Consider the following 18,615-nt stretch of genomic DNA (forward strand, 5'->3'; position numbering starts at 1 on the left):
GCCGTACCCCGCTGTAAGTAAAAGCGATGGACGGTGTGGGATTTTAGCATTTCTCGTCGGCCATTAATCCGGCCCGTCAAGGAAAGAGCCGGCGCCAGCCACCCAAAAGACACAGGAAATGGTAGACTGTCAAGGCATTTGAGAAGTTTTGGAGGCGAGACCATGCCGAGAATGCTCCCCCCCCTTCCCCCGGTCGGGAAGACGCGGTTCGCTGGAAGCCACACCCTTGCATCTCAAAACACCCCGTGGGTTGCTTTTTCTATCTTATTGGCGGTTCTCTTGGCCGACGGGTTTTTGGTCCGCCGGCACTCTCAGCACGCCCTCGAAATTTCCCTCCACGAAAAGGACCCCGTGAGCACCGTCTTCGCCCTCGGGCAAGGTGACTTCGTACCAGAAGCGCGACTGCTGGAACCGAATGGCCCGGGAGAGGCCCCGGCCATGGTGATTGAGCACAACGGAAAAACGGTCCTCCGCCTGCCGTATACCCGGGTCGACCGAACCAATCGAACCCATCTCGCGACCCTGGGCCAGGGACGAAGCCTCCGGATTCTGGTTTTTGACGCCGTCTCCCAAAAAACGCCCCATCGCGCCGTTTTCGCCTTTTCCGGCGAGCGGATGGCGGAGGTCTCCCCCACGCCGGAAGATCGATCCATTTTGGCGGCCCTGGCCTCGGTGGACGACGGAGGGACGCTCCTTTATTGGGATTTGTTTTTCCTCTTCCGCCCGATCTTAGCGGCGTTAATCCTGGGAGCGATCTGGATCGGGCTCCGCCGACAGGACAAGAAACGGGGGGGTCCGCCCGTCCTTCAGCCCTGGGACGGGATCAACCGAAGGTTTTCTCCATCGGCCGACTCAGGCGGAACTGTCGTCCCCTCCCCGCTCCCAACCGTCGCCCCTATTCCCCAACGTTAAAGTAGCGGGCTTCCGGATGGTGGAACACCAAGGCCGACACGGTCGCCTCGGGTTCCATCATAAAATTCTCCGTCAGGGTCACCCCGATGGAGGCGGGAGAGAGAAGTTGAAAGAGCTTGGCCTGATCTTCCAGGGCGGGGCAGGCGGGGTAGCCGAAGCTCACCCGCAAACCTCGGTATTTGGCCTGAAACAAGTCCGACAAGGAAAGAGCGGGCGCGTCGGGAAACCCCCACATGGCCCGGAGCCGTTGGTGTAAAAGTTCGGCGAAAGCCTCCGCCGATTCGATGGCGATGGATTGAAGGGCGTGGGATTTCAGATAGTCGCCCTTTTCCCGCCAATCGCGGGAAAGGTCCAAAATTCCCTGCCCGCAGGTCGCGACGAAAAACGCCACGGTGTCCCGTGGGCCGGCCGAGGCGGGCCGGACAAAATCCGCCAGGCACAACCCCTCGCCGACCGATTGTCGAGGAAAATCAAAGGTCATCCGGGGCTCGGCGCTCGTCAACGAATCGAACACCCGCAATTGGTCCCCCTCGCTTTGAGCCGGAAAAAATCGCCACACCGCCTTGGGTTTCAAGAGGCCTCTCGCCAAAATCTCATCTTGAAGCGCCACCACCTCCCGATTCAGCTTGACCGCCTTTTCGTCCCCGGCCTCCAAAAGTTTCGCGATTTGGCCGCGAAGTCCCAGGTGTTTTCCGTAAAGCATGACCGGGTTGATGGTGCGAAAAATTTCTTCGACGCTGAATACTTCCAAGACGTGACGCTTGAGGTCCGGAGGCAGGGGCGGGTCGACGTCATGGCGGATGACGGCGCGAGGAGTGGAAGCTTTCGACGGGGTCGCGACCGCCCCCACGCGCCATTCCGCTTGTCGGACGCGGTTGGTGGCGACTAATTTATCTTTGGCAACAGGGTCCATCAACCGGTTGGCGAAATCCAAGCCCGCCATGGCATCCTTGGCATAGTACACGTCGCCGCCGTAAGCGGCGGAGATTTTCGTCGACGAAAACCGCTCCGAAAGAGCCGCCCCCCCGACCAACAACGGCAGGTCGATTCCGGCGTTTTTTAGGTCCCCCGCCGTCGCCACCATCTGGTGGGCCGACTTGACCAACAACCCGGAAAGTCCCACCAAATCCGGCCGGTGTTCCCGAACAGCGCGGATCAACTCTTCGGGCGGACATTTGATGCCTAAATCGACGACGCGGAACCCGTTGTTCTTTAGAATAATGTGCACGAGGTTCTTGCCGATGTCGTGGACGTCTCCCTTGACGGTGGCCAACAACAAGGTCCCCCGGGCCGCGGAATCCGCCTTGTCCATTTTTGGTTCCAGGTGAGCCACGGCCGCCTTCATCACCTCGGCGGACTGCAGGACCTCGGCCACGATCATCTCGTTTTTGGCAAAAAGCCGCCCCACCTCGTCCATTCCTGCCATGAGCGGCCCGTTGATGACCGCCAAGGGCTTGCTTCCCTTGGACAATACCGCTTCCAGGTCTTCGATCAACCCTTCCTTGGACCCATCCAGGACGTTCCGGGCGATCCGCTCTTCCGGAGTGCCCAACCGGACAGGAGCGGCTTTCGCCGCGGTGGACTTGCCCCTAAAATGGGCGGCGAACGCCTCCACGGCGGCCCGGGCGCCCGCGGGATCGGCGAAAAGAACCGCCCGGGCTAGGGACAATTCCTCTTTAACGATCGACGAATAGCGGGCCAGCTTTTCCGCGTTGACGATGGCGAAATCCAGGCCGGCCTCCACGCATTCGTGGAGGAAGACGGCGTTCAATACTTCCCGGCCCGATTCCGGCAGACCGAAGGACACGTTGCTGATTCCCAAAATCGTTTTGCATCGGGGCAGTGCCGTTTTGATCAGCCGTACCCCCTCGATCGTTTCGCGGGAAGCCCCGATGTAGTTCGCGTCTCCCGTGGCCGCCGGAAAAACCAACGGGTCGAAAATAAGATCTTCGGGCCAGAGCCCGTATTTCTCCGTCAAGAGAGCCAAGGACCGGAGCGCCACGGCCAGTTTCCGGTCCCGGGTGACCGCCATGCCCTGGGCCTTGTCTTCGTCAATGCACCCCACGACAACCGCCGCCCCATAGTTCCGGAGCAGGGGCGCGACCTGAACGAACCGTTCCTCCCCGTCTTCCAAATTGATGGAGTTGATGACCGCCCGCCCCGGACAAAGCTTGAGCGCCGCTTCCATGACGGCGGTGTCCGTGGAATCGATCATGAGCGGAGTTTTGACTTTTTTCGTCAAAAACCCAAGGAAGGCTTGGACATCGGCCCGCTCGTTGCGGTCCGGGTTGGCCAGACAAACATCGATCACTTGAGCCCCGGAGCGCGCCTGCTTGCGGCCGATCTCAGAGGCTTCCTCGAAGGCCCCGGCCACGATCAGTTCCTTGAATTTCCGGCTTCCGATAACGTTGGTCCGTTCACCGACGATCACCGGGCGTATTTCGTCGGTCACGACGAGGGGATCCAGCCCCGAGAGGGCGAAACGGGACGCCGCGGGGGCCCGCCGGGGTTTTTTTCCCTGGGCCATCTGGGCGATGAGCCGGATGTGATCTTCCGTGGTCCCGCAACACCCCCCCAGGAGGTTGACCCAACCGTTCTCCACAAACCGTTCGAGCTTTCGGGCGATCATGTCGGGGGTTTCGTTATAGCGTCCCTCTTCATCGGGGAGCCCGGCGTTGGGGTAACAGGACACGCCGAACCGGCAGATCTCCGACAACGTCCGGAGGTGGTCGGCCATGAAATCCGGCCCCGTGGCGCAGTTGATGCCGAGAGTGAGGAGGTTCCGTTGCTGGAAGGAATAATACAGGGCTTCGATCCCCTGGCCCCCCAGGGTGGTGCCCATGACCTCGATGGTCGCCGAAACGCTGACCGGCACCCGCCGGCCCGCCTCGGCCATGGCGCGGTCCAACCCGATCAAGGAGGCTTTGACGTTCAGGCTGTCCTGGGCGGTCTCCACCAGGAACAGGTCCACTCCGCCCTCCAATAAACCGATCCCCTGGATGCGAAAGTTGTCCACCAGCTCATCAAAGGTGGCGCCGCCGGTGACGAAAAGGGATTTGGTCGTGGGCCCCACCGAACCGGCCACGAACCGCGGCTGGTTCGGCGTGGAAAACTTTTGGGCCGATTCCCGGGCCAGACGAGCGGCCTCGCGGCTGATTTCCAAGGCCTTTTCCCCGAGGCCGTATTCCGCCAACACGATCGGCGTCGACCCGAAACTGTCGGTTTCAATGATGTCCGCCCCCGCGCGCAGGTAGGCTTCGTGAACCGCTCGGATGGCCTCGGGTTTTGTCAGGACCAAATACTCGTTGCACCCCTCAAAAGCGGCCCCGCCGAAATCCGCGGCGGAAAGATCCATTTTTTGAAGGGCGGTTCCCATGGCCCCGTCCAAAATCAGGATTTTTTCCTGAAGAAGAATCTCTAATTCGTTTTTGTTTTTCACCTCGATCCGGCCTCCCTATTCGCCTTCAAAAAATCCTTGGTTCAGAAGAATCCCCGTTCCCTACGAGATTATACCAAGAAGGACCGTGGCGATCCGGGCTGAAGGGAAGGGCTCTGTGGAACAGAACGGGGAAGGACCCGGCGGGAAAAACGCGACTACTTTCCCTCACCCCGGTGGTATTGGCCTCGCGTGAAACGTTCGGCGGCGGACATGGACGTCGCGGTGCCCATCTTAATGAGGGATTCGGCCGCTTCGCTCTGAATTTCGGGGTCGGGACTTTCTTCCATGAAAAAAATGATTTGAGGAACCGAAGCCTCGGCCACGGACCCCATATCGCCGAGGGCCCGCATGGCCCCCAGGATCACATCCTTTTCTTTAGAGGCGAGGCTTGGCGCCACCCGCTTATAAACCGACGGATCTTTCTGGCCCAGTCGGCCCAAAACAACGGAGGCTTTCAAGCGTAGGGTCCGCTGGGGATCCTTAAAAAGGACGATCAACGCCTCCACCACCTCGGGGGTGGGTATACCGATTTCTCCCAAACCGTCCACGGCCCGTTGGCGAAGATCGACGTCCGGTTCCTTCAAGGCCGCCAAGAAAACGGGGATGCCGACTTTCCCCATGTTCGTGATCCGCATGGCCGCGTCCCCGCGTTCAAATTCGTCTTGGCTTTTGAAAGACGGGAGGAGAACAGCGGCCACGCGCGACTGGATTTCCGGGCTCATGCCCCCCAGGGCCGAGGCCGCGCCTTTGCGGAGGGAAATATCCTTGGACTTGAGCGCCTCCAAAAGCGGAGGAACCGCGGGCTCTCCGATGGCCCCCAGGGCGAAAGCGGCTTTCTCCGATACGCAAAAATCATGGTCCCGAAGCGCTTCCACCAAGGCTGGGACGGCGGCCCCGGCCGAAGGCGCCATGGTCCCCAGGGCGGCCGCCGCGCGGCAGCGAACCCAACTGTCCCGGTCCGAAAGAAGCGTCGCCAAGGCTTCCGCTCCCGGTTCCCGCAGAGCCACGAGGGCTCTTTCGGAGGCGCGATAAACCGGTTCCCGCCGATCCCTGAAATTTTCCATGAGGGCGGGCAGGGCCTTTTGGGCATCCGGTCCATATTGGGAAAGACGGTTCATGGCGCGGACGCGCATGTCCGGATTGGGATGATGCAGTTGGCGGATCAATGAATCCACCGGGGGCCGCCCCGTCGCGCAGGCAAACAACACGCCGGCCATGGACACGGCCATCATCCGAGTGAAAAAGAATCGTGGATTCACCATATTATCCTACCATTTTGTTAAACTTCTTCTCCCCACCATGGACGCTATCGCTCTCCCCGCTCCTGGCCTCAGCTCAGAGGAAGCCGCCCGCCGCCTCCAACGGTTCGGCGCCAACGAACTGCGCGGCACAAGCGGGCGCTCCTTTTGGCATCTGGCCTTCGAGGTCCTTCGGGAACCCATGTTCTTGCTCCTTCTTGCCTGCGGTCTGCTCTATTGGTTTTTGGGCGACCGGCAGGAGGCCCTGATCCTCTTGGGGTTTGTTTTCCTGATCATGGCGATCACCATCACACAGGATTGGAAAACCGAACGGGCCCTCTCCGCCCTGAGAGATCTTTCCAGCCCGCGCGCCCTGGTGGTCAGAGACGGCGTGCAACGCCGCATCGCCGGCCGGGAAGTCGTCGAAGGAGACCTCCTGATCCTTTCGGAGGGAGATCGGGTTCCGGCGGACGCCCGCGTGGTGACCGCCAGCCACCTGGCGGTGGACGAGTCCCTGCTCACGGGAGAATCGGTTCCCGTGCGCAAACTCCCCGCGGACGAACAGGTGTCCACGCCCTCCCCCTTGGAAAAAATGGGGACGGGGCACACGCCCCCGACCGGGGCCCGGCCGGGGGGAGAAGACCTGCCTTTCGTTTTCGCCAGCACGTTGGTGGTTCAAGGCCAGGGGGTGGCCCGCGTCACCGCCACGGGCGTTCGCACCGAGGTGGGAAAGATCGGCGCCGCCTTAAAATCCATTTCGCCGGAATCGACCCCCCTGCAAAAGGAAACCCATTCGCTCGTGGGGCGGCTGGCCATCGGAGCCCTGGCGCTTTGCGCGGCGGTGATCGTGACCTACGGCCTCACGCGCGGCGACTGGCTGGGCGGCCTTCTGGCGGGCCTCACCCTGGCCATGGCGATCCTTCCCAACGAATTCCCCATGGTTCTCGTCATCTTTCTTTCCCTCGGGGCTTGGCGCCTTTCCAAGAAGCGCGTGCTCACCCGCCGCATGGCGGCCGTGGAAACCCTCGGCGCCGCCACAGTCCTCTGTGTGGACAAAACCGGCACCCTCACCCAAAACCGTATGGTGCTTCAAACGGTGTTTTGTGAGCAACAGACGCACCGCCTGGGAGCGGACCCCCTGCCGGCGGCTTTCCACCCCCTCATTGATTTTGGACTGTTGGCCAGCCAACCCAATCCGGTGGACCCCATGGAACAAGCGGTTGAGCGAGTCCACCGCTCCGCCATCGGAATGCCCGCCCGGTCCTGCCTGGGATGGACCCGCGTACACGAATACCCGCTGTCCCGGGGGCTCCAGGCCATGTCCAATCTTTGGTTCTCTCCGGAAAGCCCCCGCGCTTTCGCGGCCGCGAAGGGCGCCCCGGAAGCCGTCTTTGACCTGTGCCATTTGCCGGAACCCGAACGGCAACGGCTAACGACGGTCCTCGACTCTCTGTCGGCCGAAGGGTTGAGGGTTTTGGGCGTGGCCGTGGCCGAACCCCCGGCCGATACCCGCCCCACCCACCAACACGATTTCGACTTCCGTTTCGTGGGCCTGCTGGGGTTTTTGGACCCGGTGCGGCCGGGCGTTCCGGCCGCCGTGGCGGACGCCCAGCGGGCCGGCCTCCGCGTGGTCATGATCACGGGCGATCATCCGGGCACGGCCATCAGCGTGGCTCGCGCCATCGGGATCGCCCAGGCGGATGACGCCGTGACCGGGCCTGAACTCGAACGCCTTTCCGAACAGGACCTCCTGTCCTTGGTGCGGAAGGTCCATGTCTTCGCCCGGGTGGTGCCTGAACAAAAACTGCGGCTGGTCCAAGCCCTCAAGGCCAACGGAGAAGTGGTGGTCATGACCGGCGACGGGGTGAACGACGCCCCGGCCCTCAAAGCCGCCCACATCGGGATCGCCATGGGGGAGCGGGGGACCGACGTGGCGCGGGAAGCGGCGGACCTGGTGCTTTTAGACGATGATTTTTCCTCCTTGGTCGCCGGGGTTCGCCTGGGTCGGCGGGTGTTCGACAACTTAAAAAAAGGGATGGCCTATATCCTGGCCGTCCACATCCCCATCGCGGGGTTGACGCTGGTGCCGGTCGCGCTCAAGTGGCCGCCCCTGATCCTCCTGCCGGTCCACATCGCGTTCCTTCACTTGATCATTGACCCGGCGGGTTCCGTGGTGTTCGAGGCCGAAGAAGAAGAGGCGGACGTGATGTCCCGTCCGCCGCGGAACCCGCAGGAACCCCTGTTCGGCCGGGACCTGTGGAAAAATTGCCTCCTGCAAGGCGTCGTCGTCATGGCCGTGGTGCTGGCGCTCTACGCCATAGCGCTCCACCGGGGCCAACCCGACAACGACGCCCGGGCCATCACCTTCACGGCCCTCATCGTGGCCAACGTCGGGCTCATCTTCGCCAACCGATCCTGGGCGCGAACGGCTCTGGGGACCCTGGGCTCTCAGAACGCGGCGCTGTGGTGGGTTACCTTTGGGTCCGCGGGATTTTTGGCCCTCGTTCTGTGGGTCCCCTTCCTTCGGACCATGTTCCATTTTTCCAAACTTCACCCCGTCGATATCGCTCTCTGCCTCTTGGCCGGCACCGCCAGCGTGGTTTGGTTTGAAGCGTTGAAATGGTGGAGAGCCCGTCGATGAAAATGACGGCGCCGGTTCGGATCGGCGTCTCCTCCTGCCTGCTGGGCCAAAAAGTGCGTTACGACGGCGGCCATAAACGGGACGACTTCGTGTCGGACCTCTTGGCGCGATTCGTGGAGTTTGTCCCCGTCTGCCCCGAAATGGAGATCGGCTTGGGGACCCCCCGGGACTCCATTCACTTGGCCAAGATCAACGGGGAGGTTCGCTTGGTGAACCCCAAAACGGGGCAAGACTCCACCGAGCCCATGACCCGCTGGGCGGCGATTCGACTCGCCGCCTTGGAGAAAGAAAATCTCTCCGGGTATATCTTAAAGAAAGATTCTCCCAGTTGCGGGATGGAGCGCGTGAAGCTTCGCCAACCGGGAAAACAGCCGACGAAAGACGGGGTCGGCCTTTTCGCTGGGATTTTAATGGCCCGTTGGCCCACCCTGCCGGTAGAAGAGGAAGGGCGGTTGAACGATCCCCGCCTGCGGGAAAATTTCATTGAACGGGTGTTCGCTTACCACCGTTTGGCCCAATTCTTCAGGGAAGGCTGGACGGGCGGCGACCTCGTGCGTTTTCATACGGCGGAGAAACTCCTCCTGATGGCCCATGAACCTGTGGGATATCAAGAACTCGGCCGCCTCGTGGCAACCGCGAAAGGGGTCCCGCGGGCGGAATTTGCCCAACGCTATCAAACCCGGTTCATGGAAGCTCTGGGCCACCGCGCCACCACGCGCCGCCATGTGAACGTCCTCAGCCACGCGGCCGGTTATTTTCGCGACAAAGCCACGCCGGAAGAACGGCGAGAGCTCCGATCCGTCATTGAGGATTTCCAACGCGAGCTGGTCCCCCTGGTCGCGCCCATCGTCCTATTAAGAAGCCTTGTCCGCACCAAAGGCATCGCCTATCTGGAAGGCCAAACCTACCTCTACCCCCATCCCAAAGAAATGATGCTTCGCAACCATGTCTGAGATATCCGAGGCACCCCCCGAAGCGGCCGCCTGGGCGGAGCTCAGCCGGACATTGGGCCAGGACCTGTTGCTGACGCAGGCCAGCGGCGGCAACACGTCGGTCAAACTGGACGACCAGCATTTTTTGGTGAAAGCTTCGGGCCTTCGGTTGGGCGAGGTGACGGCAGAGAAAGGATGGGTTTTGGCGGATTACCAAAAAATCCGAAACGGCGTTCCGACTCTTGATAAAGAAGAGGACGTTGAAGCGAAGTCCAGAGCCTACCAAACCTTGCTGGCGTCCTCCACCGTCACTCGCGGTCCCAAAATTTCCCTGGAAGCCGGTCTTCACGCTCTTTTACCAAATCCCTGGGTGGCCCATGTGCATAGCATCGCAGGCCAACTCTTGGGCCTCATGCCGGAGGATGAAGCGCGGCGTTTGGCTTTCAGCCTCTTGGGAGAAGACCTGGAATTCCATTGGATTCCCCCAGCCATTCCAGGCCACGACCTCTGCGCGAAAACGGCGAAACACCTGTCGGCCTCTCGCTCCGGAAAAACCCTGAGCCTATGGATTCTCCAAAACCACGGGGTCGCCTGGGGAAGTCATTCGGATAAAAATATCCTGGCCGCGGTGGACGCTTTTGAAGGACCGATCCGGAAACGTTTCGGCCTTGACCGATACCCGCCGCCCGCCATCGAACCCTTGGCGCCGCAACGATCGCCAAGGCCCCAAGGGCAAACCTGGTACCAAGTTCGCTTGCCTCAGGGGCCGGCATGGGAATTCGACACCACCCCGGCGCTCACCGACTTTGCGGGCCATTTCGATCTCTGGTCGGACGCCCCGCCCGATTTCGTCCAAGCCGATGACCGCACCGCGCACATCCTCGCCGCATCCCCCCGCGACATCGAAGGCCACGCCCAAGTCTTTTACGCCCACGCCCTTGTTTCCACCATCTCCCGCCAAGCAGGCTGGTTCCGCCCCCTCCCCCCGGACGCCGTCCGCGCCATAAAACTTCTCCTGCTCGAGCGCCCGACAGAAGGCTATTGAACCCAGATTTCTCCTTGTCCGAATCCCCCATTTGGATCGGGGAATTCGACCACGGGAGAACGGCCTTTTCTTCCTCAAACCTTCGCCCGAAGAATATCCACCTTCACCCGTTTTTCGTTTTCCTTAAAACATTGTTTGCGGATACGGGGCGTTGAGGAGGTCTGCGCCTACGCGGATTCGGCGATGGCCTGGAGGAGTTTTAGGACGCCTTTCCAGTGGGTGGGACCGGCGGGGAAGGCCCGCATCGTTTCGAGCAAAATGACCAGGGGATTGTCGGCCGCTTGTCTCAGTGGGTCCGTCTGACTCAAGTCGGAGGCATCCAATAGAAGGCTCGGCGTTTGGACCAAATGGAATGGCTGTTGAAAGCCCCACCGATTGAGCACGCCCGAACGTCGAGCGGCGGCCAAAGAGACGGGGCGAGCGAGCTGATTTTTCGCCTCCCTTTCCCCAAAAGCGGAGGGAATCTTAAGAAGTCGATCTGGGGGGACCCCGCTCAATTCCCGATCGGTCAACAGGAACACATGGCGATCCTTGCTCATCCACTCCCGAAGATTTTCCAAGCCCTCTTTCGTCAAGCTGTCCGCGTCTGAAATTAGCAACGTTGGGTCCATCCCCAATAAAACCGGTGGCGCGGCCGGGTCGACCGATAACCCCGAGGGACCACGGGCATATCGCTCGGCCGTTTGCCCCACCCATCTCCGGCCTCCATCCACACCCAACGGAATCGGCCGATCCCCAAGGTTTTTCAAAATATCTTGGACGATCTTTTTTTCCGCCTCTGTCAAAACCGGAAGATGGGCAAGCACCGCGCCTGAGCGGGAGGAATCTATTTCTCCGGGAGATCGCGGTATGAAGCTGAGCAAAACGGAAGTCTGATCTCTCGCATTTTCAACGCGCTGTTCCGTTTCACCCTGAAACAGGACAGTGTCTTTCCCATTGGCCACCACCATGGCGTAGACAAATCCTTGTCGCACTAACTGCTCGGCCAAATTCGCTAAAGAGGCACCCTGATAATTGGTTGCTCCTGGCACGAAAACAACGGCGATGGTCCCATCTTTTTTTTGGCCCACCGCCGTGTGGGGATGAATCCCTGGGAGCAAACGAATCGTGACTTTGTTTGTCGCGGGATCGACGAAATAATCTCCTGGGGTTTTTACGTTCGCGAGCTCGGATTTTATTGAATACCCCCAGGAGGCGAAAACGGTTTCGCGCCGTTGGGAGGAAATCTTCTGATCATCCAACGAAGCCAGGGAAAGCGTGATGGGCTCGCCTCGAAAAGCCGCCTGCCGAAGACGGGCATCCTTGGTCAGTTCTCCCACCCCATCGGCAAAAGCCCAGGTCAACATCCCTCCCGGAAAACCGTCAAGATCACGAAACACGGGCAACCGAAAAACATGGCGCAAATCGTCCCATTCCAGGGGATCCACCTGCACTTGCCCGTCCCTCACCAGAGTCGGCCCGCGAAAAGCAGAGACGATCGACCCCCTTAAATTTTGTTCTTCATAGGACGGCTCCCATTTCCCATCCTCTTCTTTTCGGAACCTCAACATCGCGAATCCTGTTCGGCCCTTTTGGTCTGTCACCAACCAGGGGCGGGGCCCCTCCCAACCGGATTCCCTTCGGTTGCGGTAGACGATCCCCTCTTGAAAAGCGAGGTACCCCGTATTCATGCCCACGTTCCCTGTCGGCAAACCAATGGCTCCCGAGTTGGAAGTCACTCCGGCGTCCCGGGCCATTTTTTGCGAATTCTCCCAAAGGGCGTTAATCGTGTCGTTGGATTCATCCCACGGAACAACCTGTCCATCCCTTAGCAAATGATTCGCCAAACGATCAAAATCCAAACGCCCCTCCCCCTCTGGATTAAAAGCGTTGTTCGCGATGGTTATCCCCAGGAGTGCCCCGCTGGCCAGGGGGAAGAGGCGGGGAGGGAAGACTTGTCCCGTTAATACTGTTCGTTTTTTCATCTCTATCGAAAATGCTTCCCAAATGAAACGAAGTTCAGTGGCGTTTAATGGGATCAAAGAGTGTTGGTTAAACCCTTTCAAAAGGGCTTCCCACATCTCTTTCTGACCCGTTCCGAACCCAATGTTTGTCAATTCTTCGCAACGATTTCTTTGGCGGGGATGATCCAATGGGCAGAGATCAACCACGGCCATGTCCCCCTTTTCCGTTCGTTCAAATCGCACATTCCAAAATTGGAGACCCACGATGATTGACGGGTTTTCCAGGTCATCAACGAGTGGAGAGGACCCGAACCGCTGCCTCTTCTTAAAATCCCTGAGGGCCATTTGTATTTGGGCCGCCAGAGCACCCAGGGCATAAAAGTGCTCCTCCTGAACCTCTTCCTTTTTAACACGCTCTCCTTTTCCGAATAACGTTCCAAAACCATCGGTTGCCCACCGAGCGTAAGAACAAAATCCTGATAATTTGACTTGGGACGAAGGAGGGGCATTATTTCCCGCACAGGAATGTGGTGAGAATAAAGATGGTTCTGAACCTCCGCATGAAATAGGGCCTGCGCCATGTCGGCGCCCCCGTTTCGCAAAACATATTGATTTCCTTCTCGAGTTTTTATGAGGAGAGAGGGCTCGTCCCCCGCCAAAGGGCTCATGGAAATGACGTGCACAATTCCATACTCCCGCTGAAGGATCTCGGTCAATAGGGCAAGTCGAGTGGCCAGGGTGTATCCCCCCACTTCTTTGAGCGCCTGGGCGTAGGGGACCCACCGAAACCCTATCGATTCAAAATTCAGGTTTATATCAGGCTCCTTCACAGAACCAAGGTCAATAATCGCCACCTGTACCGACCGATATTGGATCTCTCCATTGGGTTTTTGGATGCGGTGAACAAAAAGCGGGTGTTCCTCCCCTTCCGTGAGGAAAGTGGCTTGGCCCAGATCCTTCCAGTCCGGCCCCAGCTCTTGGAACAATTCCCTTCTCAGAGCCGCGATGCGCGTTTCGTCCCCCTCGGCGCTCCCCCCCGGGCCCTCCCACCCGCCGCTCCGGTTTTCCAATAAAAGATATTTTCCGTCCCACTTCACGAGGACCCGAACCGAAACCTCCCCCGCGACCCCGGTGGGACATTTATCCAACAGCTTAATCTCATACCCTTTTCCAGTGACTTCAGGGCCGGAAAAAGATTTCCGAACCGGAGGGGTCCGATCGACCACCAGTTGATAAAAATCCATCATTCCATGAACAACGGGCCCCAAAACTGAACCCGCGACGCCAGGCACGAAATAGAGAAGAAAGACGCCGAGCAGTCCAAGTTTTTGTCCTGGAGTCGGGGGAAGTTCGTGACGAAGCACCGCCACTTGTTTCATCAAAATAAAATGCGCCCCGGCGAAAACGGTTAAACCGATGGCAAAGACAACCCCCCAAAGAGGATCGTATCCCAACAAGGAAAATAGACTGCCATCGGTGTTCGAGGGATTTTCTGCCGCCCATTTCAATCCCAGCAATAAGGGAATTTCCACAGCCAAGCTCGCCATTCCCAGTCGCCGCGCCACCATCTCTTCCACGCCCCGCCATCGCGCCACCCAATAAGCCAAAGAGGCTGGGGCCGATTTTTTTGGAAAGGAGTAGGTCCCGTCCACCGAATGAACCAAGGGCTCGAAACGAACGTAGGCTTCTTGGTCATAAGAATCGGCACCGACAAAATGGGCCAACCATTCCCGGGAGTGCCTGTCCAAGGTTCCCGACCTCTCGGTGGTGAAATTCGACTTGGGCCCGAGAGACAGAAGCGCGAGCACGGATTCCCCGCCCATGGTTGTTTTTGGAATGTAACGAACGTAAATTCGAGAGTCCCCTATTCGCCCACGGTAAATTCTTGGGAAATGCCTCTTAAACTCGGCCCAGGAACCCGGGAGGAGACCGTTTTGAATTCCGTCCACGAACCGGCGAATGGACTCGACGCTTCTGGAACCAAGAGCGTCCCACTGGACTTTGGTCACCTGGGGTGAAATACAGATGTTGAGAGGTAAAGGCTCCGCGATTTGAACGGGTTCCCCTTTAAGGGCTAGGGGGAAACTCCTCCCCAGTTTATCCTCAAGATTTCGGATCACCGCTGGGGAAACCAAAAGGCGCCGACCGCCATCCGTCCCTGAATCAGCGAAGCGGTTGAGAACATCGACTTCGACCGGTTCAAGCCCGAATAGGTCCGTGTTCTCCAAAACGAATTTGACAGGGAAAGGTTTTTGGGTCATCAAAAGACCGCGGGCTCCCGCCAAAGAATCATCGAGTTCGAATTCGGCTTCCGCCGGAAGAGCGTCCAGGAGAACTCCCTGGCTCCCCAATTCGAGAAAACCGCGAATGGCCGCCATCACCTGCGCGGGGTTGATTTGCCGTTGCAGTTCGTCCAGCCGGTTTCTGAAGATGGCCGCCGCGGCTTCCCGCCGAACCTCTTCCGCCAACGACATCAAATCCACTGAATCTTTGTTTCCTTTTATCTTCTTATCTTGGAGTATTTTGCGCAGGTCCAATAACTGGGACGTTAAATTCGCGAAATTCCCGCCGGGATCCGACCCCGTGCATAAATCCTCCAAATCGGCGGCCAATCGAAGAACCTTCTCGTTAAAAGCGGACACCTCCGGGGGAACAGGCGAGCTCCTTATGGATTTCGCGGTATCAGTCAGTCGAACCAAAAGAGACTGGAGCGCGGTGCTGATCCTCCTCCCACCCGACACCACCTTCCTTTTTCCAGGGTCGTTCTTGGGTTGTATTTTCGAAGGGGTAGCCAGGGTAAAGTTGGAGTAGAGGACATCCAACTCCTGCGGGGTGGGAGCCTTTCCATAGACCCGGAAGAATCGATCCTCAGGTGAAATAATGATCGAATCCCGAATCTCTTCTAAAACTCGAAGCAAGGTTCGGTAATCGCTCAGGTCCCCGCTGATCAATTGGTCGGTTAATTCAACCAACCCATCTTCCCGCAAGGACCCATCCGCATAGGCGGTCTGGATGTGGACGTGCCGTCCGATCAAATTCAACAAATAGGTTTGGCCTAGCACCGACTCAGGGTCTTCCCCCCGGGACAATTTCACCATTTGCATCGACCCAAACAAAACGGAAGTGACGATGGCGTGGGCGAACCATTGTTTTTTCTCATCCTCATGGAGAGGGCCCCCCTTCTTTGCGTTATTTCCCAGGAACCGCAACAATTCAGCCAGGGTTTCCAGCCCTGCCGCCGCGTCCCAAGCGCCTTTGACGATCAATTCTTCTTTTTCAGTTTCGTCCATAAAAGAGAGGTTAAACTCCTTCACCAGCAAAGAACACTCTTCCCTCCATGCCCATTGAGGCGACCCCAATACCCCGAGGACGTCCCGAGAGGTGGTGTTTTCCAGGGCTTTGCCTAAAATCACGGCGGAGTAGATCCGTTGTTTTTCCCTCACCAACAGTTCCCGAATAAGTTCCTCCATGTAGGCGTCCGAAAAAGCATGAACAGTGTCAACGGCCCGCTTGAAAAGAGATTGCCAGGAAAGGAGTAAACCTGTTTTGCCTTTCTCCATCAAAAGGGTCCAAATCATTCGGGTATAGGCTTGTATGCCCGCGGGGTCGATCATCACAAAACCGGGGGCGCCGATGAAGGAAGGGAATGCGGTCTTATTTTGCACGGACGCGTCGCTGGAACCTTCCCCCACCCACACCGTAAAGCCGAAATAATCCACGCGACGCCACCGATCTTGGTTGATCGTGGGAACCAATTTAGTTTTCCCCACCTCCCGGGCACACCACCCAGAGGGAATGTAAATGAACCGAAAAACTCGTCCCAGGAAGACGTCCCAGTCGTCCCCGTTCTCAACGGAATCCGCTTCCCTCCCCTTGTAGGTTTCGGCGAGCCGGGGGCTGATTGAAATGGCCTGCTTAAAGAGGGCGGCCCTTGAGATTTCGTATCTTTCCTGAAAGTGGCCGTCCTTCCTCCTTTCGTCCCGTTGTTTCATGGTTTTTAGAAGCAGGTGGTTGAAATCCCTTATTTGTTTTGCCCCACCCGATAGTTTTTGGGTCGACTCGAAGGGAACATCCAAAACCTCGCTGGGAAGCGCGTGTGCCATCCCTGGTCGGATCTCCGGAACGGGGGGCCCCCCTGGCGAAAAGACATCTGACGTGGCGGGGGCCTCAGGAACAAGAATGAGGTGTAAATAATGCGCGAGGGCATAAGTTCCAAACAGGGTCACGGGAAGGAACCACCAGGATAAGGTGAGGGAAAGAACGACGCCAACCCCAAACCCGATGTCGGAGGCCTGAGCGATTCGTTGCATTCCCATTAACCGGAGAGAGAGAATGCGGAGGTCGGTGTTCCCTCGGGCATGGTCCCGAAAGACGAACCGGGTCATTCCCCGAGCCCACCGCGTCGCGAGAAAATGGGGAAATTCCAAGACAATCGCCCGCCAGCGGGCCGAGAGTGGTATCGCGGGAGGGACGGACAACGTCCTTTCGAAATCGAACAAGAACTCTCCCCGTTCTCCGAAGACGGCCACCTCCTTTCCGTCGAGTCGAAGGAATAGTTTCCCCTTCCGGTAAACCAAGTGATCGGTGGCGACAGTCGGGTTGGCTCTTAACCTCTCCAATTCCGCCTGAACCTGTCCGGAAACCCGCCCTTTCCCCAACCAAAGTTCCCGGGCCCAGGCCCAAAACCCCAACCGGAGTCGAACGGGTTCCGAAAAGGGATTTTGGGCTAGAAAAAGTTTTTCCCCTGAGAAAATCTTTTCCAGCGGCGCTTTCTCCTGTGTAAAAACGCTCAGATAGGCGGACCCCTGAACGGCGTCTGCCTTCTCGATTTTCGGGACATAAGACACCACGGTCACGCCCTGGCGGGTCAGTTGTTCGGCCACCCCTTCGGCATGGTAGCCTCCCGTCACTAAGACCGCCACCGAGCCTTCCCCCGGCGGGGGGAGAGCGTTCATAAGATTTTCGGCCATGGCCCCGTCCCGCGCCTGGGCCTCTTGGTAAAAGGACTCAAAAGAGCGGCGGCCGGCGCTTCGGACGTTGGTGGACCCCTGGTATTCTTTCCATTCCGTTGGCGTGAGCGACAGTTCGATCAGCTTCCCCGTAAGCCAAGCCTGTCGTGAACCGACAATCAAGTTCTTTTCTTCCTGACTTCGGGCGAGCCCGTTGTAGATCTTTTTTTCTAACCCATCGATTTCTCCCAGGAGCCTTTCGGCGTTGATCCCATCGGCCAGGAGCACGTAACGAACATAGGCGTCCATGGTTGGGTAATCGGATAAAAAAATTCCTTTCCGGCCGCATATTTCCTTCAATGACTCATAAAAATCGGCATAGCCTATTTGGCCGCAGCGGTAGGCCACGCTCTGGACCATGAGGTTCTGTCGCTCTTCCGGCGAAAGCCGTTGGGCCAAGTTTTCGATCATTTGACTTCGTTCCGATTCGACCTGGGAAAAATTCAATGTTCGCTCGATTCTGAGAGCCTCCGCGAAATGAGCCGTCGTCGTTGTTTGGGGTTCCCGAGGCGAACGGGCCAGGAGGATTTGGACATAGTCGCCCAAGGAGCTCCTTCCGGACCGATAGTCCTGGACCTGTTGATCAAACGCCCGCAAGGCGGGAGAGAAAACCGCTTTTTTCCGATCTTCCAATTCGGTTTGGCGGGCGTTTTGATCTCGGCGGCATTGGTCAACGAACGGCCTGGAATCAACGTAAGCCTTCACATTGGCCCGGTAGTGGGCGGGATCGTCGATTCCCAGGAACCGGGGAAGGATGGCGCGAGAGGTCAGAGCGGCGTGGACGGGACCGGATATTTTATTTTCTTTGAACAATTGATTTGCCGTTTTTTCAATGGAATCCGGTCGAGGGTAGGAGGCAAACGGTTGAAGCGGGAGATCTTCGGTGGATCCTTCAAGAGCCACCAGGTTCACCCGGCCCGTCCCGATCAAGGCCCTCACCGATTCCCGAATGTTCCATTGGGCCTCGGCGTTCATATGGACATCCTGAATATGGATCACCACGGGCCCATGGGCGGTGAGATGGGGAGGCAGGGATATCTTTCGGACCGTCCCATAGGCGGGAGAGAGGGCTTTTAATAGGGCTTCGTTATCTTTCAACAATTTCCTGGGGAAGGTCCGAACAATGGAAGAAGGGAGCGTGAAACCGCCGCTTTGCAAGATTATTTCCGGAGGGGTTGGAAGGAGGAACCCCGAAGACGCGGATCCATCGGGAAGCGAGGCGTAAAGCGGGGAGGATGGCCGCCGCGTGGCCCTCCGTCGATCCGCCCAGAAACCGCCTTCCGCTTGGTAGGCCCAAAGACACTGGGTGCCAAAAACGGACAAGGACAGAACCATTGAAAGGCACTTAATGAAATGTCGTAGAGCGCTTTTCACGACCATAGTATAGGCCATGAACCCGAAAGATCGCCTTGCGAAGTTGTAACGGATTTGTAACACACGGGCCCGCTAGAAGACC

Annotated in this window: 8 protein-coding genes; 4 read left to right on the forward strand and 4 right to left on the reverse strand. The window is 58.4% G+C overall.

Annotated elements, in window-relative coordinates; all coding sequences use genetic code 11:
* Positions 1-162 precede the first annotated feature (162 nt).
* The gene (locus tag IPP35_06425) at positions 163-912 is read left to right on the forward strand and encodes a hypothetical protein (GenBank protein ID MBL0058732.1); all 750 of its coding nucleotides are present in this window, start codon (positions 163-165) and stop codon (positions 910-912) included.
* Here IPP35_06425 and metH read toward each other — a convergent pair.
* Together metH and IPP35_06435 are read right to left on the reverse strand one after the other, a co-directional pair.
* Positions 896-4,288 (reverse strand): methionine synthase, encoded by a 3,393-nt coding sequence (metH, locus tag IPP35_06430; GenBank protein ID MBL0058733.1) that lies wholly within the window; start codon positions 4,286-4,288, stop codon positions 896-898. The genes IPP35_06425 and metH overlap by 17 nt on opposite strands.
* Positions 4,289-4,506: 218 nt before the next feature.
* Positions 4,507-5,610 carry a HEAT repeat domain-containing protein gene (locus IPP35_06435; GenBank protein MBL0058734.1) on the reverse strand — a complete coding sequence of 368 codons (1,104 nt, stop codon included), beginning with the start codon at positions 5,608-5,610 and terminating at the stop codon, positions 4,507-4,509.
* Between the two features lie 40 nt (positions 5,611-5,650).
* Here IPP35_06435 and IPP35_06440 point away from each other — a divergent pair, with 40 nt between their 5' ends.
* The 3 genes from IPP35_06440 to IPP35_06450 are packed head-to-tail and all read left to right on the forward strand — an operon-like array spanning position 5,651 to position 10,207.
* Positions 5,651-8,230, forward strand: a complete 2,580-nt coding sequence (locus IPP35_06440; GenBank protein ID MBL0058735.1) for a cation-translocating P-type ATPase — start codon at positions 5,651-5,653, stop codon at positions 8,228-8,230.
* 2 nt (positions 8,231-8,232) lie between these two features.
* Positions 8,233-9,183 carry a DUF1722 domain-containing protein gene (locus tag IPP35_06445; GenBank protein MBL0058736.1) on the forward strand — a complete coding sequence of 317 codons (951 nt, stop codon included), beginning with the start codon at positions 8,233-8,235 and terminating at the stop codon, positions 9,181-9,183.
* Positions 9,176-10,207 carry a class II aldolase/adducin family protein gene (locus IPP35_06450; GenBank protein ID MBL0058737.1) on the forward strand — a complete coding sequence of 344 codons (1,032 nt, stop codon included), beginning with the start codon at positions 9,176-9,178 and terminating at the stop codon, positions 10,205-10,207. Before IPP35_06445 ends, IPP35_06450 begins: the two co-directional genes overlap by 8 nt.
* Positions 10,208-10,374: 167 nt before the next feature.
* Here the strand turns inward: IPP35_06450 and IPP35_06455 are convergent, their stop codons facing one another.
* Positions 10,375-12,171 (reverse strand): phosphodiester glycosidase family protein, encoded by a 1,797-nt coding sequence (locus IPP35_06455; protein MBL0058738.1) that lies wholly within the window; start codon positions 12,169-12,171, stop codon positions 10,375-10,377.
* Positions 12,172-12,299: 128 nt separating this feature from the next.
* Positions 12,300-18,551, reverse strand: a complete 6,252-nt coding sequence (locus IPP35_06460; GenBank protein ID MBL0058739.1) for an NUDIX domain-containing protein — start codon at positions 18,549-18,551, stop codon at positions 12,300-12,302.
* Positions 18,552-18,615: the final 64 nt, after the last annotated feature.

It is taken from the genome of Elusimicrobiota bacterium, from assembly GCA_016721625.1.
Classification (GTDB): Bacteria; Elusimicrobiota; Elusimicrobia; order FEN-1173; family FEN-1173; genus JADKHR01.

Excerpts from the sequence above, each read along its gene's own strand:
- IPP35_06425 (MBL0058732.1), top strand. The coding sequence starts at position 163 with ATGCCGAGAATGCTCCCCCCCCTTCCCCCGGTCGGGAAGACGCGGTTC.
- metH (MBL0058733.1), bottom strand. The coding sequence starts at position 4,288 with ATGGGAACCGCCCTTCAAAAAATGGATCTTTCCGCCGCGGATTTCGGC.
- IPP35_06440 (MBL0058735.1), top strand. The coding sequence starts at position 5,651 with ATGGACGCTATCGCTCTCCCCGCTCCTGGCCTCAGCTCAGAGGAAGCC.
- IPP35_06445 (MBL0058736.1), top strand. The coding sequence starts at position 8,233 with ATGACGGCGCCGGTTCGGATCGGCGTCTCCTCCTGCCTGCTGGGCCAA.
- IPP35_06450 (MBL0058737.1), top strand. The coding sequence starts at position 9,176 with ATGTCTGAGATATCCGAGGCACCCCCCGAAGCGGCCGCCTGGGCGGAG.
- IPP35_06455 (MBL0058738.1), bottom strand. The coding sequence starts at position 12,171 with ATGAAAAAACGAACAGTATTAACGGGACAAGTCTTCCCTCCCCGCCTC.
- IPP35_06460 (MBL0058739.1), bottom strand. The coding sequence starts at position 18,551 with ATGGCCTATACTATGGTCGTGAAAAGCGCTCTACGACATTTCATTAAG.